Annotated in this window: 23 protein-coding genes; 15 read left to right on the forward strand and 8 right to left on the reverse strand. The window is 69.1% G+C overall.

The genetic code is table 11. The annotated features are described in order from the left end of the window. Positions 1-12: 12 nt before the first annotated feature. Positions 13-546: an inorganic diphosphatase gene (gene ppa / locus AB8810_RS05050; RefSeq protein WP_179567039.1), complete on the reverse strand. Its 534-nt coding sequence runs from the start codon at positions 544-546 to the stop codon at positions 13-15. Between the two features lie 194 nt (positions 547-740). Here ppa and AB8810_RS05055 point away from each other — a divergent pair, with 194 nt between their 5' ends. Continuing rightward, complete coding sequence (locus AB8810_RS05055; protein WP_179567037.1) at positions 741-1,226, forward strand: hypothetical protein; 486 nt, start codon at positions 741-743, stop codon at positions 1,224-1,226. 59 nt (positions 1,227-1,285) lie between these two features. Here AB8810_RS05055 and AB8810_RS05060 read toward each other — a convergent pair whose 3' ends face one another. After that, on the reverse strand, positions 1,286-3,313 hold the full coding sequence (locus AB8810_RS05060) for a sodium-translocating pyrophosphatase (protein WP_369915734.1): 2,028 nt from the start codon (positions 3,311-3,313) through the stop codon (positions 1,286-1,288). Positions 3,314-3,570: 257 nt separating this feature from the next. On the opposite strand from AB8810_RS05060, the gene AB8810_RS05065 reads away from it, so the two are divergent. Then, entirely contained in the window at positions 3,571-4,119 is a 549-nt protein-coding gene (locus tag AB8810_RS05065) for a hypothetical protein (protein WP_369915735.1), read from the forward strand. Between the two features lie 289 nt (positions 4,120-4,408). Here the strand turns inward: AB8810_RS05065 and AB8810_RS05070 are convergent, their stop codons facing one another. After that, positions 4,409-4,636 (reverse strand): DUF6434 domain-containing protein, encoded by a 228-nt coding sequence (locus AB8810_RS05070; protein WP_369915736.1) that lies wholly within the window; start codon positions 4,634-4,636, stop codon positions 4,409-4,411. Between the two features lie 94 nt (positions 4,637-4,730). On the opposite strand from AB8810_RS05070, the gene AB8810_RS05075 reads away from it, so the two are divergent. After that, the gene (locus AB8810_RS05075; RefSeq protein ID WP_369915737.1) at positions 4,731-6,059 is read left to right on the forward strand and encodes a hypothetical protein; all 1,329 of its coding nucleotides are present in this window, start codon (positions 4,731-4,733) and stop codon (positions 6,057-6,059) included. A 195-nt stretch (positions 6,060-6,254) separates the two neighbouring features. Here AB8810_RS05075 and AB8810_RS05080 read toward each other — a convergent pair whose 3' ends face one another. Both AB8810_RS05080 and AB8810_RS05085 read right to left on the reverse strand, forming a co-directional pair. Continuing rightward, complete coding sequence (locus AB8810_RS05080; RefSeq protein ID WP_179567029.1) at positions 6,255-6,482, reverse strand: DUF6434 domain-containing protein; 228 nt, start codon at positions 6,480-6,482, stop codon at positions 6,255-6,257. Between the two features lie 141 nt (positions 6,483-6,623). Next, a complete protein-coding gene (locus AB8810_RS05085; RefSeq protein ID WP_218848141.1) occupies positions 6,624-7,163 on the reverse strand; it encodes a hypothetical protein in 540 nt (179 codons plus the stop codon). A gap of 136 nt (positions 7,164-7,299) precedes the next feature. On the opposite strand from AB8810_RS05085, the gene AB8810_RS05090 reads away from it, so the two are divergent. Beyond that, on the forward strand, positions 7,300-7,875 hold the full coding sequence (locus tag AB8810_RS05090) for a TetR/AcrR family transcriptional regulator (RefSeq protein ID WP_369915738.1): 576 nt from the start codon (positions 7,300-7,302) through the stop codon (positions 7,873-7,875). Positions 7,876-8,022: 147 nt separating this feature from the next. Here the strand turns inward: AB8810_RS05090 and AB8810_RS05095 are convergent, their stop codons facing one another. Then, positions 8,023-9,282, reverse strand: a complete 1,260-nt coding sequence (locus tag AB8810_RS05095; RefSeq protein WP_206229623.1) for a 6-phosphofructokinase — start codon at positions 9,280-9,282, stop codon at positions 8,023-8,025. 145 nt (positions 9,283-9,427) lie between these two features. On the opposite strand from AB8810_RS05095, the gene AB8810_RS05100 reads away from it, so the two are divergent. The 3 genes from AB8810_RS05100 (at position 9,428) to AB8810_RS05110 (ending at position 13,486) form a co-directional block, all read left to right on the forward strand. Next, on the forward strand, positions 9,428-9,991 hold the full coding sequence (locus AB8810_RS05100) for an adenylate kinase (protein ID WP_179567021.1): 564 nt from the start codon (positions 9,428-9,430) through the stop codon (positions 9,989-9,991). A gap of 1,403 nt (positions 9,992-11,394) precedes the next feature. Continuing rightward, positions 11,395-12,876, forward strand: a complete 1,482-nt coding sequence (gene mpl, locus AB8810_RS05105; RefSeq protein WP_369915739.1) for a UDP-N-acetylmuramate:L-alanyl-gamma-D-glutamyl-meso-diaminopimelate ligase — start codon at positions 11,395-11,397, stop codon at positions 12,874-12,876. Between the two features lie 28 nt (positions 12,877-12,904). Beyond that, positions 12,905-13,486 (forward strand): LON peptidase substrate-binding domain-containing protein, encoded by a 582-nt coding sequence (locus tag AB8810_RS05110; protein ID WP_179567017.1) that lies wholly within the window; start codon positions 12,905-12,907, stop codon positions 13,484-13,486. A gap of 504 nt (positions 13,487-13,990) precedes the next feature. Here AB8810_RS05110 and AB8810_RS05115 read toward each other — a convergent pair. Continuing rightward, the gene (locus AB8810_RS05115; protein ID WP_369915740.1) at positions 13,991-16,006 is read right to left on the reverse strand and encodes a bifunctional DedA family/phosphatase PAP2 family protein; all 2,016 of its coding nucleotides are present in this window, start codon (positions 16,004-16,006) and stop codon (positions 13,991-13,993) included. A 48-nt stretch (positions 16,007-16,054) separates the two neighbouring features. Here AB8810_RS05115 and AB8810_RS05120 point away from each other — a divergent pair, with 48 nt between their 5' ends. The 6 genes from AB8810_RS05120 (at position 16,055) to AB8810_RS05145 (ending at position 22,119) form a co-directional block, all read left to right on the forward strand. After that, positions 16,055-16,729, forward strand: coding sequence for a serine/threonine-protein kinase (locus AB8810_RS05120; protein WP_179567007.1), 675 nt, complete (start codon positions 16,055-16,057; stop codon positions 16,727-16,729). Positions 16,730-17,030: 301 nt separating this feature from the next. Beyond that, positions 17,031-17,693 carry an OmpW family protein gene (locus AB8810_RS05125; RefSeq protein ID WP_179567005.1) on the forward strand — a complete coding sequence of 221 codons (663 nt, stop codon included), beginning with the start codon at positions 17,031-17,033 and terminating at the stop codon, positions 17,691-17,693. Between the two features lie 77 nt (positions 17,694-17,770). Next, positions 17,771-18,919: a diguanylate cyclase gene (locus AB8810_RS05130; protein WP_179567004.1), complete on the forward strand. Its 1,149-nt coding sequence runs from the start codon at positions 17,771-17,773 to the stop codon at positions 18,917-18,919. Positions 18,920-19,257: 338 nt separating this feature from the next. Next, the gene (locus AB8810_RS05135) at positions 19,258-20,073 is read left to right on the forward strand and encodes an NAD(P)-dependent oxidoreductase (RefSeq protein WP_179567003.1); all 816 of its coding nucleotides are present in this window, start codon (positions 19,258-19,260) and stop codon (positions 20,071-20,073) included. 301 nt (positions 20,074-20,374) lie between these two features. Continuing rightward, a complete protein-coding gene (locus tag AB8810_RS05140) occupies positions 20,375-21,535 on the forward strand; it encodes an ROK family protein (protein ID WP_369915741.1) in 1,161 nt (386 codons plus the stop codon). Between the two features lie 161 nt (positions 21,536-21,696). Further along, positions 21,697-22,119 carry a VOC family protein gene (locus tag AB8810_RS05145; RefSeq protein ID WP_179567002.1) on the forward strand — a complete coding sequence of 141 codons (423 nt, stop codon included), beginning with the start codon at positions 21,697-21,699 and terminating at the stop codon, positions 22,117-22,119. 4 nt (positions 22,120-22,123) lie between these two features. On the opposite strand, the gene AB8810_RS05150 is transcribed toward AB8810_RS05145, so the two are convergent. Beyond that, the gene (locus AB8810_RS05150; protein ID WP_369915742.1) at positions 22,124-22,996 is read right to left on the reverse strand and encodes an ion transporter; all 873 of its coding nucleotides are present in this window, start codon (positions 22,994-22,996) and stop codon (positions 22,124-22,126) included. A 532-nt stretch (positions 22,997-23,528) separates the two neighbouring features. Here AB8810_RS05150 and AB8810_RS05155 point away from each other — a divergent pair. Together AB8810_RS05155 and AB8810_RS05160 are read left to right on the forward strand one after the other, a co-directional pair. Further along, the gene (locus AB8810_RS05155; protein ID WP_369915743.1) at positions 23,529-24,704 is read left to right on the forward strand and encodes a glycosyltransferase; all 1,176 of its coding nucleotides are present in this window, start codon (positions 23,529-23,531) and stop codon (positions 24,702-24,704) included. Beyond that, positions 24,701-26,452 carry a glycosyltransferase family 39 protein gene (locus AB8810_RS05160; RefSeq protein WP_369915744.1) on the forward strand — a complete coding sequence of 584 codons (1,752 nt, stop codon included), beginning with the start codon at positions 24,701-24,703 and terminating at the stop codon, positions 26,450-26,452. Before AB8810_RS05155 ends, AB8810_RS05160 begins: the two co-directional genes overlap by 4 nt. The last annotated feature ends 50 nt before the right edge of the window (positions 26,453-26,502 follow it).

A 26,502-nucleotide genomic window follows, 5' to 3' on the forward strand; every position in this document is an offset into this window, starting at 1 on the left:
CGGTTGGTCGGGTCAGGCGCCGGCCTTGTAGCGCTCGACCGCGTCCAGCAGGATCTGCTTGGCCTCGGCGGCGTTGCCCCAACCGTCCAGCTTGACCCACTTGCCCTTCTCCAGATCCTTGTAGTGCTCGAAGAAGTGGCCGATGCGCTCCATCCAGTGGCCCGACACCTGGGCGATGTCCTCGATGTGGCCGTAGCCCTCGAACACCTTGGCCACCGGCACCGCCAGGATCTTCTCGTCGCTGCCGGCCTCGTCGCTCATCTTGAGCACGCCGACCGGGCGGCAACGCACCACGCAGCCGGGCACCAGCGGCAGCGGCAGCACCACCAGCACGTCGGCCGGGTCGCCGTCGCCGCACAGGGTGTTGGGCACGTACCCGTAGTTGCAGGGGTAGCGCATCGGCGTGGACAGGATCCGGTCGACGAAGATCGCGCCGCTGGCCTTGTCCACTTCGTACTTGACCGGCTCCGAATCCTTGGGGATTTCGATGACGACGTTGATTTCTTCCGGGAGATTCTTGCCGGAGGTGACCAGTTCCAGACCCATGCGCTAGCTCCAGTGGAGTGGCTTCAAAGAGGCCTGCATTCTAGTCGGTTGGCTGTTGCAATGCAGCGCGGGCGGCTAAGCCTATTCCTACAAGGCTTTCGGACTCCGTACCGCTGCGCATGGGCAGGTGTCCGATAGTGCCCGGCCGCCTGCGGGGCGACCCTGTGTCCACAGTCCACCCAAGGAGCAAGGCGATGAAAGGAATCCGGTATTCGATGGGCCCGCTGCTGGCGGTCGTGTTGCTGGCCTGTGGCGCATCCCGGGCGCAGGCGCAGCAGGTCTACGTGGATGCGGTCGACTATCCCACCGCGGGCGCGGGCTGGGAGGCGTTCGACGACCTGGAGCGGCGGCTGGCCGAGGACTTCGACCAGAGCTGCGGCGACACCTTCTGCGAGGGCGAGTACAGCGACTACCAGCCGCTGCGCTACCGCTGCTCGGTGCGCCAGCGCGATGGGGCGATCGGCCAGTGCGTGTGGACCTTCGGGGCCAGCGAGGCCAGCATCGACCCGGCCACCGGCCAGGTGCAGGTGGATGCGAAGCTGTGGCAGTGCCCCACGCCGTTGCTGCCGCAGACCCGGCTGGTCGCGCTGTACCAGGCGCTGGCAGGGGAGCACCCGTTGTTCGCGGCGCTGCCGCACAGCCAGCGCAGCGTCAACGACGGCTTGATCGATTGCCTGTAGTGGCGCTGCGTGCGGCCCGGCGCCGGCGGATCGCCAGCGCCGGTGCCGGGCGCGTGCCGCTACAGCAGCGGCACCATCAGCAGGGCGACGATGTTGATGATCTTGATCAGCGGGTTGATCGCCGGGCCGGCGGTGTCCTTGTACGGATCGCCGACCGTGTCGCCGGTGACCGCGGCCTTGTGCGCCTCGCTGCCCTTGCCGCCGAAGTGGCCATCCTCGATGTACTTCTTGGCGTTGTCCCAGGCGCCGCCGCCGGTGGTCATCGAGATCGCCACGAACAGCCCGGTGACGATGGTGCCGATCAACAGGCCGCCGAGCGCGCGCGGGCCGAGCAGCAGCCCGACCACGACCGGCACTGCCACCGGCAGCAGCGACGGCACGATCATTTCGCGGATCGCCGAACGGGTCAGCATGTCCACCGCACGGTCGTATTGCGGCTTGCCGGTGCCTTCCATGATGCCGGGGATCTCGCGGAACTGGCGCCGCACTTCTTCGACCACGGCGCCGGCGGCGCGGCCCACCGCCTCCATCGCCATCGCGCCGAACAGATAGGGAATCAGGCCGCCGAGCAGCAGGCCGATGATCACCGTGTGGTCGGACAGGTCGAAGGCGAAGGTTTCGCCCGGATGCGCGGCGCGCAGGTTGTGCGTGTAGTCGGCGAACAGCACCAGCGCAGCCAGCGCGGCCGAACCGATCGCGTAGCCCTTGGTCACCGCCTTGGTGGTGTTGCCGACCGCATCCAGCGGGTCGGTCACCGCGCGCACCTCCGGCGGCAGCTCGGCCATCTCGGCGATGCCGCCGGCGTTGTCGGTGATCGGCCCGTAGGCGTCGAGCGCGACGATCATGCCGGCCATCGACAGCATCGCGGTGGCGGCGATGGCGATGCCGTACAGGCCCGACAGCGCGAACGCGCCCCAGATCGCTGCGCACACCGCGATCACCGGCAGCGCGGTCGATTTCATCGAGATGCCGAGCCCGGCGATGATGTTGGTGCCGTGGCCGGTGGTCGAGGCCTGCGCCACGTGCTGCACCGGTTTGTACTGGGTGCCGGTGTAGTACTCGGTGATCCACACGATCAAGCCGGTCAGCACCAGGCCGATCAGCGCGCAGCCGTACAGCTTGGTCGCGCCGGCGGCGGTGTCGCCCATCAGTTGCTGGGTCACCGGCCAGAACGCCGCTGCGGCCAGCAGTGCGGACACGATCACGCCCTTGTACAGCGCGCCCATGATCGAGCCGCCGGGCCGCACGCGCACGAAGAAGGTGCCGACGATCGAGGCGACGATCGACACCCCGCCGAGCACCAGCGGATACAGCACCGCGTTGCGCCCGGCCTCGGCCGCCATCAGCCCGCCGAGCAGCATGGTGGCGATGACGGTGACCGCGTAGGTCTCGAACAGGTCCGCGGCCATGCCCGCGCAGTCGCCGACGTTGTCGCCGACGTTGTCGGCGATCACTGCCGGGTTGCGCGGATCGTCCTCGGGGATGCCGGCCTCGACCTTGCCGACCAGGTCCGCGCCGACGTCGGCGCCCTTGGTGAAGATGCCGCCGCCCAGCCGCGCGAAGATCGAGATCAGCGAACTGCCGAAGGCCAGGCCGACCAGCGCATGCAGGCTTTCCTCGACGCTGCGCCCCAGCCATTGCAGCACGCCGTAGTAGCCGGCCACGCCGATCAGGCCCAGCCCGACCACCAGCATGCCGGTGATCGCGCCGCCGCGGAACGCCACGTCCATCGCCGGCCCCAGGCCGCGCCGCGCCGCCTCGGCGGTGCGCACGTTGGCGCGCACCGACAGGTTCATGCCGATGTAGCCGGCCGCGCCGGACAGCACCGCGCCGATCGCGAAGCCGCCGGCGGTGTACCAGCTCAGGAAGAACCCGACCAGCAGCAACAGCGCCAAGCCGGCGATGGCGATGGTCTGGTATTGGCGGTTGAGGTAGGCGCGTGCGCCTTCCTGGATCGCATCGGCAATCTGCCGCATGCGTTCGTTGCCGGCGGGCTGCGCCAGGATCCAGCGCGTGGACACGACGCCGTAGAGTACTGCCAAGACCGCGCACGCCAGTGCCACGGTGACCGCATATCGTTCCAGCATGACCCCTCCCAAGGATGTGGATGTCGCCCAAGCGGTGGGACGTACAACGGGATCACACCGAAAGGAGCCTGAGGCATGCAACGACTCCGCGGCCGCAACGCGCCGGTGGTGCGTATCGCAATGTGCGACCTGGCTTGAACCGGGCCGAGTATGCGCCCGGGTCCTACGCATCGCCAGCGGCAGGCGCCTGCGCTGTCTTGGCGCCGCGTTCAGTCGGCGCGTGGCAGCGTTGCGCATCGCTTCCAAGGAGCAAGCCCATGCAATCGACGATCCCGGCGCGGGTGCGCGCACTCGCTTCGACCCTGGCCCTGGGCCTGTGCGCCTGCGCGCCGCTGGCGGCGCTGGCGGCGCTGGCCGCCGATCCGGTCCCGGAACTGCAGCGCCAGCCCGGCGCGCCTCAGGCGGTGGGCGTGGTGCACACGATCCGGCAGATCCCCGAGGCCTGCGTGCGCTTCGAAGGCGTCTACACCGGCGATGCGGCACAGCCCTACAAGTTTTCCGCGGTGCGCAGCAGCCCCACCTGCCAGCCGCGCGCCAAGCTGGTGGAGTTCGACCAGGCCAAGCCCAGCGAGGCCACCGGCTGGAAGTTCAACGACGTGATCCGCGTGCCCAGCGCGGCCTGTCCGTCGCAGCAGGCGGTGGTGCGGGTGTGGCGCAAGCCGGTGGCGACCAAGGCGGAGCTCGACGGCCAGGGCCAGTCGCGGATCTATCTGGAAGAGGCGAAGAAGCAGGCCGCGGCCGGCGCGATCGCGCAGGTGCCGCAGTTCGCCGCGCAGATGACGCTGGAAGGCAAGGCCTGCCGCTGAGCCGGGGTGCGGAGCGGCATTTCGCCGCGCGCGGCATCCCCACTTGGTTCCGGCGAGATTTGCGGGACGTCGCCCGCTGCGTGCCTGCTTAAGCGTCGCCGCCGATGCCATGCATGGACATCGGCGGGTGCGGCGCGTCCTCGCCTGGTGCGATGCGCATGCTCGCAGGCTTCATCGCGTCCAGCGCCGCTGGCGGCTGTCTCGGACTGTCGCGCCCCGCCGCCGATGCGCGCTGCCGTTGTTTCAGGTGTGCAGTTCGGCGCGTGGGCGCATTCGAGCCGGTGCAGGCCTAGCGCGCCGCTTCCGGCCCTTGTCGCCGCCGCCGCAACCATTCGTCGGCAACCTCGCCCATGCTCTTGGGCACGCCGTCCTTGATCCACGCCATGAAGCCGCGATCGAACTTGAACTCGGCGCCGCATGTGCCGCTGAGGAAGCGGCGTACTGCCTGCGTATTCCGATAGGTCTTGTCGACCGGCGTCGCGCGCGTGATCGGGCCGTTTTGCCAGTCGAAGCTCATCTCGTTCCTTGCCGATCGTGCGCGCCGTTCGCGATCTTGTCTTTCGTCGCGCTCCTGGCAATACTCCTGCACGCGCTAAAAGGTCCGAGCATCCATGCGGTTTCAATCGATTGTCGGCGGCTTGTTGTGGCTGATGGCGGCGACGGCTGCGAGTACGGCCGCGATGCCTTCCGCCACGGCCTCGCCGGCCGTGCCGGATGCGCCCGCGCCGGATGCGGCGGCGCGCGTCCAGGCCGCCAACGACCAGTCCGTTCAGGACGCCATGCATGGCCGCTATCTGGATGCCTCGTTCGGCCTGCTGGCGCATCTCGGCGTGGCCTCTGCGGGCGATATCCAGGATGCGGACGTGTTCGACCAATGGGCGCAGGTGATGTCGTGCATGACCGGCATGCCGACGTTCAATCCGGCGAAGGCGGCGGACTTCCACGTGCCCGAAGAACAGCTCGCCGACCTGCGCGCCGCGCACGGCGTTTCCGCGCTTGCGGAGATCGTGCGCCGCGCGCGCCGCACCAGCATCGTGATCCTCGACGAGAACCATCTCGATCCACGCGGCCGCGCGTTCGGGCTGGAGGTCGCGCGCGCCTTGCGCCCGCTCGGCTACACCGTGCTGGCGGCCGAGGCGTTGAAGCGCGATGCCGACGATGCGGTCTCGCGCGACAAGATGGCGGCGCTCTCGAAGGACGGCTACCCACGGCAGACGAGCGGCTACTACCTGCACGATCCGGTCTTCGCCGATTTCCTGCGCCAGTCGCTCGCGCTGGGCTACCGTCTGGTGTCGTACGAAACCACGCGGACGGACTATGCCGCCGATCCCGGCGAGGCCCAGGCGCAGCGGGAGCAGGACCAGGCCGACAACCTCATCCGGCGCGCGCTCGAGCACGCTCCCGCCAGCAAGATCCTGATCTATGCCGGCGAACACCATGCCGCCGAACGGCCGATCGCCGCAGAGGGCGGAAAGGTCGAGATGATGGCGCAGCGGCTCAAGCGCGCCACGGGCATCGATCCGCTGACGATCGACCAGGCGGGCCTGTCGCCGATCCCGATGAATCGGCCCGACGCCGACCTGTACGCCATCGCCGAACCCAAGACGCACGGCCGCTCCGTGGTCTTGATGCGGCACGGAAAGCCGCTGACGGTGGGCCTGCTAGCGGGTTCGGTCGATCTGCAGGTCGTGCACCCGCGCACGACGCTCGTCGCCGGGCGTCCGCAATGGCTGGCGGGCATGGGCCGCACGCCGAGTCCGATCCCGCAGGCGCTGTTGCCGACCGCCGGCACCCGCCTGGTCCAGGCTTTCGTCGCGCGCGAGGGCGACGACGCGATCGCGCTGGACCAGGTGCTGGTCGCGCCGGGAACCGCAGCTCCCGCGTTGATGCTGCCGTCGCTGCCGGTTCGCTATGCCGTGCAGGAACGCGACGCGCGCTAAGGCCTGCAACGCGATCGGCACCGCCTGGCCCAATCGCGTCGCCAGGTCCTGGGCAGTCGCGAGGCTGCGCTGCGCAGCCGCACTTGGCAGCAGGTTGGAGAACTGATGCCACTGCGTTCTTTGTCGCCAGTTCTTAATCGAACGCACAGGCCACGCACGCGTGGTCGAACATATAGGCCACGCGAACCCACGCAGCTATCGAGCTGGCGACAGTCCTGCCCGCTGCCGGCGCAGCCATTCGGCGGCAACGTCGCCCATGTTCTTGGGCGCGCCGTCCATGATCCATGCCATGAAGGCGCGATCGAACTTGAACCCGGCCCCGCACGCGCCGGCCAGGAACCGGCGCACGGCCTGCGTCTTGCGGTAGGTCTCGTCCACCGGCGTTGCGTGCGTGATCGGACCGTTGTGCCAATCGACGCCCATTCCGGTTCCTTGTCGCGGGTTTGCAGGACGGATGCCGGTTGCCGTGCGATAGCGTAACCGCCTCCTGCGCCGTGAATCCGCAGCACCCTTGCGCCTGGACAACCATTATCCAAGGCGGGGAGCGTGTTCTCGCCAGGCGCCTCAGGAAGTCGAGGGCGCCGGACGCGGCTTCCGGAAGCTCAGCCACAGGGCGGAAAGCAGGAAGTAGAGGCCGCCGAATCCAGCGTAGGGCGCGAGCTGGGCGAGGGTCGGCGCGGCGCCGAATGACTGGACGACGAAGAAGACACCGGCGAGCGCCGATTGGGCGCCACTGAGCATCATGAAGACCTGGCCGCCGAGCTTGCGGCGGCGGATGCCGACGGCGAGCTGGAACAGTCCGGCGAGCAGCGCCCATGCGCCGAAGACCAGGACGCCGCCCGGGTTGCCGTGCAGCGCGAACGCGATGGCCATGGCGACGGCGGTGACGGCACTGACCAGCGCGTTGAACGTCTGCCCCGGGTTGGCCTGAAGTCCGCCGCTGCGCCGCGCATCCAGAACGTTCGCGAGCGCGTCCCAGGCCGGGTAAAGCACCAGGAGTGTCCCGGCGAGCGCCGCGGATCCGGGCGAGGAAAGGAGGACCGCGGCAACCCAGGCAAAGGCGGCGGCGGCGCGCAGGAAGTAGAAATTGCGAAGTGCGTTCATGGAGGACATCCTCGGAAGAGATATCAACCTACTAGTTGGTAGGCAAATAGTCAACGCATTCCTGAGATCCCTTGATCTAAGGCCATACAGGGCTTGATGGATCGAGTGGCTACCTACCGGGTGGTAGAATCCAGCCATGACCACGCAGCAGAAACTGATCGATTCGGCCCGTTACCTGATCCAGACCCGGGGCTACAACGGCTTCAGCTACGCCGACGTCGCCGAACAGGTACAGGTGCGCAAGGCGAGCATCCACCACCACTTTCCTGCCAAGGCCGATCTGGCGCGTGCGGTCGTGGAGGAATCCCGCGCCCTGATCGTTGCGCAGACCCGGATGCTGGAGAGCGGCGTCTTCGATCCCGAGCAGCAACTCGGCTTCTATACCGGCTACTGGGAGCGGTGCATCGCCGACGCGTCCGCCCCTTTTTGCGTCGCCGGCATGCTCGCCAGCGAATTGCCCACCTTGCCCGACGATCTGGCCGAGCATGTGCGCGCGCACTTCCGCGACCTGTCGAACTGGCTGGAAGTCGTACTGACCAAGGGCGCGCAACTGGGCCGCTTCCAGCTGCAAGGCTCCGCCCGCCTGGAGGCGGAAGCGTTCATGTCGATCGTGTACGGCGCGATGCTCACCGCGCGCGCCTATGGCGAACCGAAGGTGTTCGCGGAGATCGTCCAAAGCGGGCTGAAGAAGCTTCTGCGCCCGCCAGGGTGATCCGCCCGGCGCTCAACCGGCACAGCGCGTCGGGTGCAGGAGATGTGGCGTCGGGGACCCGGCTGCAGCGAAAGCGGCACTGTCCCGGCGGCCATGACCGAAGCGCGCTGGACGCCGGGGCCCGCGCCCCGGCACCCGCGCCATGCCTCACCCCTCCCAGGCCGGCAACTTCTTCTTCACCGCCACGTTCTTCAGCGCCACGTACTTCGGCAGGCCGTCGTTGCGGTCGTAGGGCGGATAGGCTTCGCCGCGGATCAGCGGCTGCAGGTAGCGGCGCGCCTTCTCGGTGATGCCGAAGCCGTCCTTGCGCAGGAACGCCGGCGGCATCTTCTTCTCGTGGTTGGCGATCTTGCTCAGCGGCGCGGCTTCGATCTTCCAGCGGTACGGCGCATCGCTGCTGCGCACGATCACCGGCATCACCGCGTTCATGCCCTTCAGCGCGAACTGCACCGCGGCCTTGCCGGCCGCCTGGGCCTGTTCCCAGTCGGTCTTGGAGGCGATGTGGCGGGCCGAGCGCTGCAGGTAGTCGGGCAGGGTCCAGTGCACCTTGTAGCCGAGTTCGGCCTTGACCTTGCCGGCCAGGTAAGAGGCCACGCCCCCGAGCTGGCTGTGGCCGAACGCGTCGGTGCCGCCGCCGGCATCGGCGACGAAGCGTCCGTCGGCGGTCTGGATGCCTTCGCTGGCCACCACCACGCACCAGCCGACCTTGTCCACCACCTTGCGTACCTGCGCCAGGAACGCGGCTTCGTCGTAGGCGCGTTCGGGGAACAGGATGATCTGCGGCGCGTCGTCGGGCGACTGCGCGGCCAGGCCGGCCGCGGCGGCCAGCCAGCCGGCGTGGCGGCCCATCGCCTCGTAGACAAATACCTTGGTCGAGGTCTCGGCCATCGCCGCCACGTCCAGCGCCGCCTCGCGCACCGACACCGCGGTGTACTTGGCGGCCGAACCGAAGCCGGGACAGGTATCGGTGACCGCCAGGTCGTTGTCGATGGTCTTGGGCACGCCGATGCAGTGCAGCGGATAGCCGAATGCGTCGGCCAGCTGCGACACCTTCCACGCCGTGTCGGCCGAATCGTTGCCGCCGTTGTAGAGGAAGTAGCGCACGTCGTGCGCCTGCAAGACCTGCAGCAGGCGCTCGTACTTGGCGCGGTCGGCCTCCAGCGACTTGAGCTTGTAGCGGCACGAGCCGAACGCGCCGCCGGGGGTGTGCGCCAGCGCGCGGATCGCCGCGGCCGACTCCTTGGAGGTGTCGATCAGCTCCTCGCGCAGCGCGCCGAGAATGCCGTTGCGCGCGGCCAGGACCTTGACCTTGCGCGCGCGCGCCTCGCCGATCACGGCGGCGGCACTGGCGTTGATGACGGCGGTGACGCCGCCGGACTGGGCATACAGCAAGGTGCCTTGGGCCATGGTCGGGACTCGCTCCTGGGGTGGGGACATTGCCGGGACATTGCCCGGATGCGTTAAGCTGGGGGCCTTGCGGTACAGCGCAGGCGTGGCCCCCGAGTCTAACGCCGCCGGCCGCGCACGGTAATTTCCTCGAGGAGTCAGGTTGATGCGATTGGTTCTGTTGGGACCGCCCGGATCGGGCAAGGGCACGCAGGCGAGCCGCCTGAAGGACAAGCTGCAGATCCCGCACATTTCCACCGGCGACCTGCTGCGCGCCGAAGTCGCCGCCGGCACTCCGCTGGGCGTGCAGGCGAAGGAAGTGATGGCGCGCGGCGACCTGGTTTCCGACGATATCCTGCTCGGCATGCTCGAATCGCGGCTCGGCCGCGACGACGTCGCCAACGGTTTCATCCTCGACGGCTACCCGCGCAACCTGGCCCAGGCCTCGGCGCTGGACGAACTGCTGGCCAAGATCGGCCAGCCGCTGGACGCGGTGGTGCAGTTGGACGTGGCCACCGAGCTGCTGGTCGAGCGCATCGCAGGCCGCGCCAAGGCCGAAGGCCGCGAAGACGACAACCCCGAGTCGGTGCGCAAGCGCCTGCAGGTGTACAACGATTCGACCGCGCCGGTGATCGGTTTCTACGACAAGCGCGGCACCTTGGCGCGCGTGGACGGCGTCGGTTCGCTGGACGACGTGCTGACGCGCATCCTGGCGGCGATCGGCCGCTGAGCCGGCCCTGCGTCGAGCGGCCGCCTCGCTGCGGCGCTCGGCGCGCCTGCTGGTCCGACGCATCCGTAGCCCCTGCTTCGCAGGCCTGCCGCCATCGTGCTGGGCGCACTGTAGGAGGGGCTTCGGCCCCGACGGCTTCCGAAGTCGGAAGGCTCGCCGCTGTGCTCGTCGCGGTTGAAACCGCTCCTACAGGGAATATGCGCTTGGTGGGTTGGGTGCGTCGTGGGCGTGCTTCGGCCCCCGCACTGCCCGACGCCGTGTCAGGTCTGCCGCTTCGTTCGTCGCGACTGATAGCGAGGCCAGCGGAGTCGCTCCCTAAGGGACTTGTGGCCTGCTTACTGGGTGCACTGTGGGAGGGACTTCAGTCCCGGCGCGTTGCGCCGCCGGAAAGCACGCCGTTTCGCTCGTCGCGGCTGAAGCCGCTCCTACAGGGACTTGCGGCAAGCTGACTGGGTGCACTTTAGGAGGGGCTTCAGCCCCGACGGCTTCCGGCCTCGGAAGACGCGCTGCTGCGCTGATCGCGGTTGAAGCCGCCCCTACAGGGAAAAAATGCGCTTGGTGGTTGGGTGCGTTGTGGGAGTGCTTCGGCCCCCGCACTGCCTGACGCCGTGTCAGGTTTGCCGCTTCGTTCGTCGCGACCGATAGCGAGGCCATCGGAGTCGCTCCCTAAGGGACTTGCGGCCTGCTTACTGGGTGCACTGTGGGAGGGACTTCAGTCCCGACGCATTGCGCCGCCGGAAAGCACGCCGCTTCGTTCGTCGCGGCTGAAGCCGCTCCTACAGGGACTTGCGGCAAGCTGACTGGGTGCATTGTAGGAGGGGCTTCAGCCCCGACAGGCTGTGTCCGAAGTCCGCACCTCTCACGCTGCGCTTGTCGCGGTTGAAACCGCTGCTGCAAGGGATAAAAGGACGCAAGGCCGGCATATGCGGCGCGCGCAGGGCTCAAGCCCGCCAGGGCGTCGACCCACTCCGGCTGCCGCGCGTCCGTGCCACCTGGTCGGCGAGCCGCGTTCTGCGCCAGGGTTTAGCTATATCCGTCGCCAAGGGCGGGCAGGGCAAAACAAAACCATGCCTCCCGCCACGCGTGGGCGCGGGCGGGAGGCCGGAAACGTTAGGTGCCAGCGAACGGGCTTGCTCAGGGCCCCACAACATGAGCTCCCTTGGGGATGGCCTCTTGGGGAGTAGGACCGTAGGGTGTTGCGGCTGGCTTGTTCATTTTCGATGTTGGCTCCCGACTTGCCTATCGGGAACTTTCTTCGGTGGGTGTGGGGGATTTCCTAACTTGACGTGGCCGCCGTTTCGAGGGCCGGGCGTGGGCGTTCGCCCTTCGGCGGCGCCGCGCCGCGGGCCGGCGGCCGCAGCGTGCCGGTTTGCGCGCGTCGGGGGATCGGCGACAATCGCGCCATGAGCAAGATCCATATTCTCGGCATCGCCGGTACGTTCATGGGCGGTGTCGCCGCGCTGGCGCGCGAACTCGGCGATGAGGTCGAAGGCAGCGACCAGGCGATCTATCCGCCGATGTCCACGCAACTGGAGCACCTGGGCATCGCGCTGAAGCAGGGTTACCTGCCCGAGCACATCGGGGCCGACTGCGCGCAGGTGATCGTCGGCAACGCGCTGTCGCGCGGCAATGCCGCGGTCGAGGCGGTGCTGGATTCCGGCCGTGCCTACACCTCCGGCGCGCAGTGGCTGAGCGAGCGGGTGCTGCCCGGGCGCGACACGCTGGCGGTGGCCGGCACCCATGGCAAGACCACCACGACGAGCATCCTGACCTGGCTGCTGCAGGCGGCCGGCCGCGAGCCGGGGTTCCTGATCGGTGGTGTGGCCGAGGATTTCGGCGTGTCCGCACGTTTGGGCGGCACGGCGTCTTCGGCCGGCGGTGCGCATCGCGATCCGGTCGCCGAGGCCGTCGTTGCGCGCCAGCACGCAGCGGTCGCCACCGGCCCGCGCACGCTTGTCAGCGAAACCGCAGCCGCGCAGGAGCGGCCGCTGTTCGTGGTCGAGGCCGACGAGTACGACACCGCGTTCTTCGACAAGCGCAGCAAGTTCGTGCACTACCGGCCGCTGGTGGCGATCCTCAACAACCTCGAGTACGACCACGCCGACATCTTCCCCGACGTCGCCGCGATCCAGCGCCAGTTCCACCATCTGGTGCGCACCGTGCCGCGGCGCGGCCGGCTCATCGTCAACGGCGAGGACGCGCATCTGCGCGAGGTGCTGGCGATGGGCTGCTGGACGCCGGTGGAGCGCTTCGGCTTCGATCCGGCGTTCGAATGGAGCGCGCGTCCGCTCGCCGCCGACGGCAGCCATTTCGCTGTCTTGCACCGCGGCCAGGAACTGGGCGAAGTGCGCTGGCCGCTGCTCGGCCGGCACAACGTGATGAACGCGCTGGCGGCGCTGGCCGCCGCGCACGCGGTCGGCGTGGCGCCGGCGCAGGTGATGCCGGCGCTGGCGCAGTTCCGCAGCGTCAAGCGGCGCCTGGAAGTGCTCGGCCAGGCGCAGGGCATCACCGTCTACGACGATTTCGCGCATCACCCCACCGCGATCCGCACCACCCTGGAAGGGCTGCGCGCGAACGTGGGCGCGGCGCGCATCGTGGTGGCGATGGAGCCGCGCAGCAATTCGATGCGCCTGGGCGCGCATGCCGAAGCGCTGGCGCCGGCGCTGGAAGCGGCCGATGCGGTGGTGTTCCTGCAGCGGCCGGAGTTGGCCTGGGACGCCGGCAAGGTGATCGCCGCGGTCCGCGGCCAGGCCTGCGCCGCCGCGGACGTGGATGCGCTGCTGGCGGCGCTGCAGGCGCAGGCGCGTGCCGGCGACCATGTGGTGTTCATGTCCAACGGCGGCTTCGACGGTGCGCCGCGGCGCTTCCTGGCGGCGCTGCAATGAGCGTCGTGCCGTGCAGTGGGGCGCCTGCATGAGCGAGGAGCGCAGCACGCTGGCGCTGTTCCCGCTGCATGCGGTGCTGCTGCCGGGTGCGTCGATCAAGCTGCGCGTGTTCGAACGCCGCTACCTGGACATGGTGCGCGACTGCGGTCGCAGCGGCAGCGGCTTCGGCGTGTGTCTGATTCTGGAGGGCGCCGAGACCGGCGTCCCGGCCGTGCCGGCGGCGTACGGCACCGAGGCGCGCATCGTCGATTTCGATGTCGGTGCCGACGGCGTGCTGGTGCTGAGCCTGCGCGGCGAACGCCGCTTTCACGTGTTGCGCAGCCGGGTCCGCGACAACGGCCTGGTGGTCGGCGACGTGCACTGGCGCGAGCCGGACGAGGACGACGAGTTGCAGCCGCAGCACGCGCTGTTGTCGACCGTGCTGGACAGCATTCTGGACCAGGCCGCCGATGTGTATCCGGTGGTCGGCCCGCGCCTGCTCGACCAGGCCGCCTGGGTCGGCTGGCGCCTGGCCGAACTGTTGCCGCTGGACGAGCGCCAGCGCCTGGCGCTGCTGCAGGAAGACGATCCGCACGAGCGGCTGGAGCAGTTGCTGGGGTGGATTCCTTGAAGCCGGGATTCGGGATTCGGGATTCGCAGGAGTGCTGGCGGCGGATGCGTTGAGGGCAGCCTGCGGTTTACAGCAGCATGTTCGTCCGGTAATGCCCGTTTGTGGGAGCGACTTCAGTCGCGACGCGCTCTACCTGGACGATCTGTCGCGATCGAGGCCGCTCTGGCCATGAACAGCGCGCAAGCCGGCCGTCGTCTCGACGGCATCTGACTCGGAGAACGAGGGCGCGTCTCGCTGTGTGTTCGCGTGTCTGCTGCGGCGTGGAGTTGGACGTAGCACTGCGCTGCGGTCCGGAGTGGATCCGGGGGCCGGGAGCCGGGTGCGATATGCGATGTATGGGATTGCGCGGTCGCGCAAACGTCGCGGGGCGATGGCACGAGGCCAATCGAATGCATTCCTGCATGCATCGCCGTTCGCCCACATGGCTGGGAGCGGGTGCTCCTGGCCATGATGAACGGCACGGCACACCGGGTGGCCTTGGTCTTCGGCCGACCGCGAAAGCGCTCAGGGGGCCGCGACCGGCGCCTCGCCCTCGCTGCGCACCAGCAATACCGGCACATCCGACGGGCGATGCATATCCTTGCGCGTGGGCAGCGCGTGCAGCGCGTCGGTGACGGCGTTGAGCGCGGGATCGGCGCCGCGCAGCGGGCGCCACAGGCCGATCAGGTTGAAGTGGCGTTCGTAGCGCAGGCTCTGCGCGCTGCCCAGCCACAGCGGCACGTTGCCCGGTTGCAGCCGCGCGGGGGCCGGCCACAGGCGCAATGCATAGAGTTCGCCGGGGCGCGGTCCGCTGCGCAGCATCAGCAGCGATTCCACCCGGGTGTCCAGCGTCGCCGGCAGCACCGGGACGCGTTCGGCCTGGGTCTTGTAGTCGAGCAACTGCAGTGCCTGCTGCCAGCCGGCTTGCGGCTGCACGCGCCAGCCGGCGGCTTCGAGCTGGCGCTGCAGCGGCGCCAGCGGTCCGGCCACCTGCAGGTCCAGCGGCCAGCGCTGGTCGTCGTCGAATTCGTTGCGCCGCGATGGCAGCAGCCGCCATTCGTCCTGCCACCACGTGGTGGCAGCCAGATCCATCAGCACCGGCGGCGGCGGTTCGAACTTGGCCAGCTTCTGCTCCAGGTTGCGCGGCGCGTACCACAGCGCCGCGGCGACGAAGCCGCCATAGAACAGCCAGGCCAGCGGCTTCATCCAGAACGCGCGGTTGAAGCGGCGGCGGTAGGCGATGCCCAGGACCAGCAGCCAGAAGATGCCGAACAGCATGCCGCCGACCACGTCGCTGAGCCAGTGCGCGCCCAGGTACAGGCGGGCGAAGCCGATCAGGGTCACCACCACGCCCGACAGCAGGTACGGCCACACCCGCGAGCGCCCGGGCAGTTCGCGCGCGATCAGCACGGCGAAGAAGCCGAAGCTGATCGTGGCCATGGTCACCGCCACCGAGGGAAAGCCGAAACCGCTGCTGGCCGCCGGCGGGCGCACCACGTGCACGGTGGTGCCGAGCAGCTTGGTCAGCGCCAGGCCGAAGGCCAGCGCCGCCAGCCAGTGCGCCGCGGCCATCCAGCGCTGGCGCCAGATCAGGTAGATCAGGCCCAGCGTGGTGGCCGGCACCAGCACCTGCCAGTCGCCGAGCGAGGCCAGCGCGGTCATCGGGTAGTCGGCCAGCGGATTGCGCAGCGCCAGCATCAGGTCGTGCACCGCCAGGTCCAGCCGCAGCGGCTCGCCGTGGCCGACCACCACCATCAGCAGCGCGAACCAGCCCCAGCCCAGCGCCAGCAGCATCACCGCCAGCATCGCCAGCGGCACCGACTCGCGCCGTTGCGGGTCGAACACCGCGATCGAATAGCGGCCCAGCACCGGGTGCCGGCGCGACCAGTCCAGGCCGCGCGCCAGCAGCGCGTCCATGTGCCCGGCCGACCAGCGATAGCCGTACAGCACGATCGCCCAGACCAGGCCCAGCGCCAGCACCAGCAGGCCCAGCACCAGGAACAGGCGCCCGGCGACCGCGGCCACCGCGTCGTAGGCCTGGCCGAGCAGCCAGCCCGGGCCCAGGAACAGCAGCGCCCAGGTCACCGCGGCGACGCCGCTGGCGACGAAGTAGCGGCGCAGCGGCATCTTCATCATCCCCGCCACGGCCGGCACGAACGGGCGGATCGCGCCGACGTAGCGCGCCACCAGGATGCTCTTGAAGGCATTGCGGCGGAACATCGCCTCGCCGCGATCCAGCAGCTGCGGATAGCGCCGGAACGGCCAGTAGTTGCGCAGCTGGTGGCCCCAGCGATGGCCGACCCAGTAGCTGAGCGCGTCGCCGGCCAGCGCGCCGAGGGCGGCGCTGACCACCGCGTACGGGCCGGAGATCTGACCCAATCCGATCAGCACGCCGATCGCGAACAGCAGCGGCAACGCCGGCACGATGGTGCCCAGCACGATGACCGCGTCGCAGAACGCGATCGCGAAGATGACCGCGCCGGCCAGGATGGGATGCGTTGCGACCCACTCCAGCGTGGCGTCGATCCATGATGCATTCATGGGGGGATTATAAGTGGGCGAGCATGGCGTTCCGCTTAAACTGGCGCGATGACACGCGCGCCGGCCGCTTCCACCCAGATCCTCAAGTCCGACAGCTTCGGACGCATCCTGCTGGTACGCGAAGCCGACGGCGACGGCGAGCACGTGTTCGTGCGCCGCGACCTGACCGCCGCGCCATGGTGGCTGCGCCTGCCGGCCTGGTGGCTGGCGCGGCGCGAGGCGCGGGCGCTGCAGCAGTTGTCGGGCATGGCGGCGACGCCGCAGCTGCGCGGTTGGGACGGCACCTTCCTGGACCGCAGCTACCTGGCCGGCGACGCCATGTACCAGCGCCCGCCGCGCGGCGACCTGGCCTACTTCCGTGCCGCACGGCGCCTGCTGCAACAGGTGCACCGGCGCGGCGTGGCGCACAACGATCTGGCCAAGGAAGCGAATTGGCTGGTGCTGGAGGATGGCAGCCCGGCATTGATCGACTTCCAGCTGGCGGTGCGCGGCGCGCCGCGTTCGCGCTGGATGCGGCTGCTGGCGCGCGAGGACCTGCGCCACCTGCTCAAGCACAAGCGCATGTACTGCCGGCAGGCGCTGACCCCGATCGAACTGCGCCTGCTCAAGCGCCACTCCTGGGTGCGCGAACTGTGGTTCGCCACCGGCAAGCCGGTCTACCGGTTCGTGACCCGGCGCCTGCTGAAGTGGGAAGACAACGAAGGGCAGGGGCCTAAGCCTTGAGAGGTCGGTAGGGCCGGCCATTCGGCTGTTGAAGGCAGGGATGTTGGATAGGGAGGGGGAACGCGGTCGCGGGCTTGACGTGCGACGGCGTGACGGGAAGGCGTTTCGCGCAGCGATCCGGCTATCGGCTCGATCCTGTCCCGCGATCCGATGGCTTCTGCCGACCGTCGATGGGCCGCATGTCCAGGCGCGTCGCTACGCCCAAGAACACTCCGCCATGGCGCCTAAAGTTGTGTTCGCCGGGGCCGATACCCCATGTGCGTCACACGGTCCATTCCTGCCGGATCAGATAGGACAACCCATGATGCGTGAATTGGGGCGAATCTGGCCGGTGTATCTGGCGGTGCCTGGCATTGTCGCGCTGGCTCCGGCGAGTGCGATGGCGGCAGAGGTCCTGTTGTCGGCACCGCGGCAAGGCAATTGGTTGATTCGCGCAATGGCGCTGGAGATTGTTCCGCTCAATCTCGACTCGGAGATCTCCTACATCGGCGGCGAAGTCGATACGCCCAGCGATTTCGTGCCAGGTCTGGATCTGAGTTACTTCGTCACCGATCACTGGGCGATCGAGTTCCAAGGCGGATTGTTCGCGCGGGAGTATCGGATCTCGAAGTCGAGCATCGGCGCTTTCGACGTGGGCACCGTCGAAAGCGGTGCCGTCTCGCTGACCGCCCAATACCACTTCCGCCCCCATGCCGCGCTCAATCCGTATATAGGGCTGGGCGTCAATTACGCGTGGGAGCACAAGGTCCGCCCTGCCGCCGGGATTCCCGATTTTCGGGTCGATGCCATCGCCAGCGGCATCGCGAACCTGGGATTCGATTACCGCTTGGCAGGAAACTGGTACTTCAGTTCGAGCGTGCGCTACGTGATCAGCCCGGCCTACCGCTTCGAGGGTCAGGGTTTCAATGCCACCGTCAAGGTGAGCACGCTGGTGTTGGGTCTTGGGGTGGGGTATCGATTTTGAATAAGACCGTTACTTCCGCAAGTGCGACAAACCAGGCGTCCGGCGTCTAAGCATCGCTTCGCGGAGAGCCGATCGCCATGCTCGACATCGAAACACTCTACTTCAGCAGCACGGTGAGTCGTGCAGCCTTTCTGGTGATTTTCGTGGTCACCGTGTTGAGCCGGCCCAAGGAGCGCTATCTCCATCACTGGACCGTTGCGTTGCTCGCGTCCACCTTCGGATCGCTGCTGACGATCACTCGCCATGGCGACGCGCTGCCACCGTTGATGGCGTTGTTGGTCTACACGCTATTCATTTCGAGCCTCGCATTGTCGTGGAGCGGCATGAGGCTGTTCTACGGACGAACGGTGTCCGTCCGCACGCTCTTGCTGCTGTCTGTGCTGCCGAGCGCGCTTTATGCCGCCGCCGCCGTTGCCGGCGTAACCGAGCGGATAACGCTGCCCTTCATCTATTTCAGCGCCGCCTTGCCGGCCGCCCTGGTGCTCTACGAAATCCTGATCGCTCCCGACCGTCGGCTGCTCTCGCAGTACGTTGTTGCGTTGGCGTTTGGCTGCTACTTCCTGACGCTTGCCGTGCCGGCCGCATTGATGACGTTCGGTCTGGTGCTGGACATCCGCAAGAGCGAAAGGATACCTATCATCTTCGACCAGGCCAGCAGCATCCTGGTCTACTTCGGCTACATCGCCATGGCCGGCGAACGCGCCAACCTCGGCTTGAAACGGCAGGCGGAGAGCGATCCGCTGACCAATCTGGCCAACCGGCGCGGCGGCCGCCGGATGCTGGAGCGGCTACACGCGCGGCTGGCCTCGGGAAGGCGGTGCAGCGTGCTGCTCGCCGATGTCGACTACTTCAAGCACGTTAACGACGGCTTTGGGCATGACGTGGGCGACGCTGTGCTTGTGTCCATCGCGCAACGCTTGAGCGGTGGCCTGCGCAAGCGCGACGAGGCGGTGCGCTGGGGCGGCGAGGAGTTTCTGGTCGTGCTGCCCGATACCGGCATCGACGACGCTGAAAATTCTGCAGAGCGTCTGCGGGCGCTGATGGAGGCAGAGCCTTTCAAGGTCGAGGGGCGACAGCTTGCGATCACGCTCAGCCTGGGCGTTGCCGAAATGGATCCCGCCGACCTCAGCTTCGACGCGGTCATCTTGCGTGCCGACAGGGCGCTCTATCGAGCCAAGCGCGAGGGGCGCAACCGGGTGTGCCGGTCTGCCGGTCCGCTCGAATGAAGGCGGCGCGCCGGTAACGCGTCAATTCGCCGGAGTTCAACACAAGCGTTCCGCACAATCGGACACAGCGCGCTTCGACGAGTGCATGGAGTGGGCGCCGTACCAGGCATCGACGCGGTGCAGTGCCGTTGCGGCCAAGATGGAAGACAGCGATCGCGAGCCATCCCCCCGCACTGCTATCGGGCAATGCGGACGCCCGTATGGGCAAATAGCTGAAGTCGAGTCGGGTTGACCGGCAGTTGCAGCCGGATGTGGGCAGCGGCATTGCGCGAAACGTATGCGCAGCGCAGTCCAACAGCTTGCTAAGCTACGTGATCGCCGTTCTCTTCGGGATTTCCATGACGCTGAAAGGCAAAACCCTGTTCATCACCGGCGCTTCGCGCGGGATCGGTCTGGCGATCGCGCTGCGTGCGGCGCGCGATGGCGCCAATGTGGCGATCGCGGCCAAGTCGGCGGTGCCCAATCCGAAGTTGCCCGGCACCATCCACAGCGCCGCGGCGGCGGTCGAGGCGGCCGGCGGCCGCGCGCTGGCGCTGAAGTGCGACATCCGCGAGGAGGAGCAGGTGCGCGCGGCGGTGGCGGCGACGGTCGAGGCGTTCGGCGGCATCGATATCCTGGTCAACAACGCCAGCGCGATCTGGCTGCGCGGCGCGCTGGACACGCCGATGAAACGCTTCGACCTGATGCAGCAGGTCAATGCGCGCGGCAGCTTCCTGTGCGCGCAGGCCTGTCTGCCGCATCTGCTGCGCAGCGCCAATCCGCACATCCTGACCCTGGCGCCGCCGCCGTCGCTGGATCCGAAATGGTGGGCGCCGCATACCGGCTACACGCTGGCGAAGATGGGCATGAGCTTCGTGACCCTGGGCCTGGCCGGCGAATTCGGCCCGCAGGGCGTGGCGGTCAATGCGTTGTGGCCGCGCACGCTGATCGCCACCGAGGCGCTGAACATGATTCCCGGTGTCGATGCGGGCAACGGCCGGCGTCCGGAGATCATGGCCGATGCGGCGCATGCGGTGCTGACGCGCACCGCGGCCGGGTTCCATGGGCAGTTCCTGATCGACGACGAGGTGCTGGCCGCGGCCGGCGTGACCGACCTGTCCGGCTACGCGCTGGATCCGGCGCAGCCGTTGTTGCCGGATCTGTTCCTGGATTGAGCGGGGCAGGCGCCGGCCGCGCGGCGACGATGCGTTCGTCGCGCCGGTGCCCGCAGGAAGGGTTTCAGCTCCGACCCTCTGTTCCCAGACTGGAAACTCCCATTGCATTGGTCGCCGCAGGGCGGGTTTCCTTGCGGGATGTGCGGCCTGGGACCGATGCAGAAGCGCCGCGGTCTCTGGAGCAGCCACGTTGCAAAGAGGCGATCTTCCATGGCGATGGCCGGATTCTAATAACTAAGGGTGAATTAAATATTTCACCATTGCCCGCTATGCTTTCCCGACCTTCCGCCGATTCTCGCTCATGCCCGCTCCCGTCGCCGTCTCGCTGCCGCGCGCTTCCCGCCCTGTCCATGCCACGCATGCCGATCTGAGCGACAACGAGCGGCGCATGCTCGACAGCCTGCGCCTGTTCGGCACCGTCACCCGTGCCGATCTCAGCCGCATCACCGGCTTGACCGTGCAATCGGCGGTGCGCCTGATCGATGGCCTGGCCGAACGCGGGCTGGTGCTGATCGGCGCTTCGCTGGCGCATGGCGGCCGCGGCAAGCCGGGTGCGGCGATCGCGCTCAATCCCGCGCACGGCCACACCGTCGGCTATTCGATCGCCACCGATGCGCTGTCGCTGGCGCTGCTGGACTTCAGCGGCCAGGTCCGCGCCACCGCCGAGCACCCATTGCGTTCGACCGAGCCGGCGGCCTTGCTGGCGCAGTTGCGCGAGGCCGACGCGGCGCTGCTGGCCGAGGCCGGACGCGGACTCGGGCCGCGGCTGGGCGCGGGCGTGGCGATGACCGGGTTCTTCGTCGATGGCGCCGAGCGCATGAACCCGCCCGATCCGCTGCGCGCGCTGGGCGAACTGCCGATCGGCGACTGGCTCGCCGACGCGCTGGGCCTGCCGGTGTGGGTGGACAACGACGGCAGCGTCGCCGCGGTCGGCGAGAGCCTGCTCGGCGTCGGCCGCCAGTATCGCGACTTCGCCTATCTGTATTTCAGCTACGGTCTCGGCGGCGGCGTGGTGATCGACGGCGCCTGCCTGCGCGGCGCGCACGGCAATGCCGGCGAATTCGCCGGCATGCTGCCGGGGCCGGGCCTGGAGCGCGGCACGCTGGAGCTGCTGCGGCAGATGCTGGGCGAGGACGGGGTGGTGCTGGCCGACGTCAGCGCGCTGGTGGCGGCCTACGACCCGTCCTGGCCGACGATCGAGCGCTGGATCGCGCGCGCGGTGCCGGGCCTGTCGCTGATCGTCTCGGCGATCACCGCGGTCTTCGATCCGCAGGCGGTGGTGTTCGGCGGACGCATTCCGCGCGATCTGGCGCTGCGCCTGATCCCGCAGCTACGCATCGACAACCAGCCGCGCCGCGGCCAGGCGCGGCCGTTGCCGGTGCTGCTGCCGGCCGCGGCGATGGCCGACGCCAGCGCGGTCGGCGCGGCCACGCTGCCGTTGAAGGCCTGCTACTTCCGCTGAGCGGCGGGCGCAGCGGCGGCGTCTGCGGCTTGCCTGCGCCTGCACGCCGCGGGCGCTACCCTATGCGCCTGTGCAAGGACTCCGCTGTCGCGCTGCGCGTGGCGGCAACGCCGCAAGGCGCGGCGGTCCTGCCCATTCCCCCATCCACTGGAGTTGTCGCGATGAAATACCTGCACGCCATGATCCGCGTCCACGATCTGGAGAAGACCAGCAAATTCTTCACCGAGGGCCTGGGCCTGAGCGAAACCCGGCGCATCGACAACGAAGCCGGCAAGTTCACCCTGGTGTACTTCGGCGCGCCGCAGAACCCGGAGGCCGAAGTCGAGCTGACCTACAACTGGGGGTCGGACGAGGACTACGGCAGCGCACGCAACTTTGGCCACCTGGCGTTCGAGGTCGATGACATCTATGCGCTGTGCGCGCACCTGCAGGCGCAGGGCATCGTCATCAACCGCCCGCCGCGCGACGGGCGCATGGCCTTCGTGCGCAGCCCGGACCTGATCTCGATCGAACTGCTGCAGAAGGGCGAGGCGCTCGCCCCGGCCGAGCCGTGGGCATCGATGCCCAACACCGGCGTGTGGTGAGGACTCAGGGCGCTGCGGGATCGGGCAACGCCTGGCCGCAGCCCCGGCAGTAGCCGGCGCTGCGGTCGTGGCCTTGCAGGCCGCAGTGCGCGCAGGTGCGTTGATCCGGCACGCGGCTGCGGTCGGCGTCGCGCAGGCTGTTGGCCAGTTCGGCGGTGTAGATGCCGGTAGGCACGGCGATGATGCTGTAGCCGATCAGGATCAGCACCGAGGTGATGGCGCGGCCCAGCGGCGTGAGCGGCGCGATGTCGCCGAAACCGACCGTGGCCATCGTCACCACCGCCCAGTACATGGCGGTGGGGATGCTGGTGAAACCGTTGGCCGGCCCTTCCACCACGTACATCAGCGCACCGAAGATCACCACCAGGGTGATCACGGTGAACAGGAACACGAACACCTTGCGCCGGCTGCGCCATAGCGCGTCGACCAGCAGGCTGCTCTCCTCGACGTAGCGGGTCAGCTTGAGGATGCGGAACAGCCGCAGCACCCGCAGCACCCGCACCACCAGCAGCGTCTGCGCGCCGGGCAGCAGGAACGAGATGTAGGTGGGCAGGGTCGATAGCAGATCGATCACGCCCCAGAAGCTCAGCGCATAGCGCAACGGCCGCTTCACCGTCATCAGTCGCAACGCGTATTCGGCGGTGAACAGCGCAGTGAAGGCCCATTCCAGCACGTACATGGAGCCGGCGTAGCGTGCGTGCAGCGCCGGCACGCTGTCGGCCATGATCACCGCGACGCTGGCCACGATCGCCGCGACCAGCAGCAGGTCGAAATTGCGCGAAGGCCGGGTGTCGTGCCGATAGATGATGTCGAACCAGCGTCGCCGCCAGCCGTGCTCGCGTGCGGGGGCGAGCTGGGGATCGGTGAACAGTCGCATCCGCGCATGCTAACCCGACGCCGGCGTCGGCGGACCCGCCGTCTGCGCGCGGCCGCGGGTGGGAGCCTTGCGCGGCGCCGGCATGGTGGTGGCGTGGACGCGCCAGCGGCCCCGGTGGGGGGCGACGGCAGGGCAGCGCGGCAGGCGGCGCCGCTCGCGGAGATGGCGGACGGTCGCAACCGTGGGCGCAGTCTGTCGCAGGCGCCGCTCCGGGGCGCGCCGGGCGCATCGAAAGCAGGGTAGTCGGCTTTGCGCCGGCGGCGGCTGCGCAAATGCACAGCCGCGCGACCGGCAGACGCCGCGCAGGCATCGCCGCCGCGATCCGCGCGCGCCGGCCGTTCATCACCGATCAAGCCGGGCGGCGACGCTCGCCGTCCTTGCCTTTGCAGGCCTTCGCCATTTTCTGCGTCAGCGCGTGACGTTGCGTTGCAGCGTATGCGCATGCATGCACGAAACCGGCATGCGACGGCAATCCGCCGCCACATCCGCTGCAGACCCTTCGGCGCTCGCCCCCGCGCCCCTGGATCTGTCCATGCCCTCGTCTTCGCCCGCCGCGTTGCAGGCCGCGCCGACGGTCTCCGTCGTCATCTGTACCTTGAACGAACACGAGGCCATCGGTCCGGTATTGCGCGAACTCGCCGCGCATCTGCAGCACGTCGACTACGAAGCGATCGTGGTCGACGACTCCGACGACGAGCGCACCGCGCAGGCGGTGACCGCGTATGCGGCCGGCAATCCGGCGGTGCGCCTGGTGCGCCGCCGCGGCGGCCGCGGCCTGGCCTCGGCCGCGATCGCCGGCTGGGACAGCGCCCGCGGCCGTTGCCTGGCGATCATGGACGGCGACGGCCAGCACGATCCGGCGCTGATCGCGCGCATGCTGCGGCGCATGCGCGACAGCGAGGCCGAGGTGGTGGTCGCCAGCCGATATCTGGACGCGGGCGGTTCCGGCCTGTGCCGCCACCGGCATGCGCTCAGCCGCGTCGGCGTACGCCTGAGCCAGGCGCTGCTTGGGCTGGGCGTAGCCGATCCGATGAGCGGTTGCTTCCTGATGCGCCGGTCCTGGTATCGGCAGGTGCGGCCGCAGCTGTCCGGCGTCGGCTTCAAGATCCTGGTCGATGTGCTGGCCTCGGCGCGGCGGCGTCCCTACACGGTGCAGGTGCCGACGCAGCTGCGCCGCCGCCGCGGCGGCGCCTCCAAGCTCGACGCGCGTGTGGTCGCCGAACTGGCCGCACTGCTGCTGGAAAAGCGCACGCGCGGCTGGCTGCCGGCGCGCATGAACCTGTTCTTCGCGGTCGGACTCAGCGGCATGGGCGTGCACCTGCTGTCGCTGGGCACGTTGCTGATGCTGGGCACGGCCTTCTGGCTGGCGCAGTTGCTGGCGATCTGTACGGCGATGGGCTGGAATTTCCAGTGCAACAACCTGCTGACCTTCCGCGATCGGCGCCTGAGCGGCATGCGCCTGCTGCACGGCATGGCGATGTTCTATGCGGCCTGTCTCGGCGGCGCGATCCTCAGCGAGCTGATCGGCAGCGGCCTGCATGCGCTGCGGTTGCCGTGGTGGCTGGCCGGCGCCGCCGGCGCGCTGGCCGCGGGCGGGTGGAACTACCACGCCGCCAAGCGCAGCGCCTGGCGGCCCGAGGATGCCGCGGCCGGCGCCGCGCCGAGCCGCGACACCGTCGCAGCGTCGCCGCTGGCGATGAAGGAGTGAGCGAGCTGCGCAACCTCGCCGGCGCGGCGCCGCGCTGGCCGGCACTGGCCTTCGCCGCGATCGCGGCCTGCGCTTGCGTGTTCGCCTTCGTCGGCCTGGATGCCAGCGACTACTGGATCGACGAGCTGTACACGGTGCACGTGATGGGCCACGGCCAGGGCCTGGCCGAACTGTGGCGGCGCGCGCTCACCGACACCCATCCGCCGCTGTACTACGTGCTGCTGTATGCGTGGAGCCAACTGGCCGGCAACGGCGAGGCGGCGCTGCGCCTGCCCAGCGCGGTGGCCGCGGTGCTGGCGCTGGGCGTGTTCGGATCCGGCCTGCGGCGCGTGTTCTCGCCGGCGGCGCTGGCCTTCGCCCTGGCGGCGGGCGCGGTGTCGGTGTTCTGGTTCGAGCAGAGCCAGAACGCGCGCAGTTATGCGCTGTGCCTGCTGCTGTCGGCTGGCCTGCTGAGCAGCGCCGTCGCGTTGCGCCGACGTGCGCAGACCAGCGACGTCTTCCCGTTCGCGCACTGGGCCGCGCTCAGCGTATTGGGACTGATCGCCAGCTTCACCCACGCCTATCTGCTGTTGTGCGTCGGCATGGTGCTGCTGTTCCTGATCGCGACGCAGCGCGACACGCGTCTGCGCGTGGCGCTGGCGGTATCCGGCGTGGCGATCCTGGCGCTCAATGTCGGCTTCGTGCTGTTGTTGCTGCACTGCACCCAGCAGGACGTGCACCAGCTGTGGTTCCGCAACGATGCCCGGTTCTTCTATGTCCAGTTGCTCAGCGCCAGCCGCGACCTGCTGTCCGGGGGCACCATGCTGGCGGTGCTCGCGCTGCTGGGCCGTTGGGTGTGGCGGCGCCTGCCCGCGGCTCCGCACGACCCTGCGCGGATCCGCGGGCAGGCCGATTGGGTCGCGGCGCTGTGCGGCTGCGTGCTGGTCGGCATGGTGGTGAGCGGGATCGTGGTGAGCGTCGCGATTGCGCCGTCGTTTTCCGCGCGCAACCTGCTCACCGCCGCGCCGTTCGCCTGGGCCTTGCTGGCGCGCCTGTACGACGTGGCGGGGCCGAGCGCGCGCAGCCGTGGCGGGCGCATCGCCGCGGCCGTGCTGATCGTGCTGGTGGGCGCGCAGCTGTGGTTGCTGCGCGGCCGCCCGTTGCAGCGCAACGAGGCCTGGCGCGGGTCGGCGCAGGTCGTGCAGCGGCTGCCCGGTTGCCGCGATGTCGTGCTGCCGGTGGTGCTGCCGTACAAGTTCGGCCCCTCCAGCGCGCCGTACCGCAGGTTGGCCGAACAGGACTTCTTCGGCCATTACCTGCAAGGCCATCGCCTGCGCGCCTACACGCCCGACGAACTTGCCGGGCGCACTGCCGCGGAAGGGCTCGCTGCGCAGTTGGCGGCACGGGCGCAGGCGGCCGCGGGCGGCGGCTGCGCGCTGCTGGCCTGGGGCGTGCACGACCTCAATGCGGCGGCGGCGCTGCGCCTGGCGCAGGACCTGGCGCGGCTGCCGGGCGTAGCCCCGAACCGGGTGCTGGTGCAGCCGGTGCTGCGCTGGCGCCGGCGCGGCCTGGGCTGGCATCCGGTCGCCGACGGATTCGTGTTCCTGGCGGCACCGCCGCTGCGCGCCGGACGGGCGCCAACCGATCCCGGCGTGCCTGCGGCGGTGGCGCGGCTGCCGGCGCTGGGCGCACCCTGGGTGTCGAGCGCAGACGGCGCGGTGTGTGCGCCCGACTGCGCCGCAGCGCCCGGCACAGGTGCCAGGCCGTAGCCGCGCAGGCGCCTGCCGCGCACACCCGCCCAGCCGCGCGCGGCCGCCGC

Source organism: Xanthomonas sp. NCPPB 3005 (assembly GCF_041228095.2).
In the GTDB taxonomy this organism is placed as follows: Bacteria; Pseudomonadota; Gammaproteobacteria; order Xanthomonadales; family Xanthomonadaceae; genus Xanthomonas_A; species Xanthomonas_A bonasiae.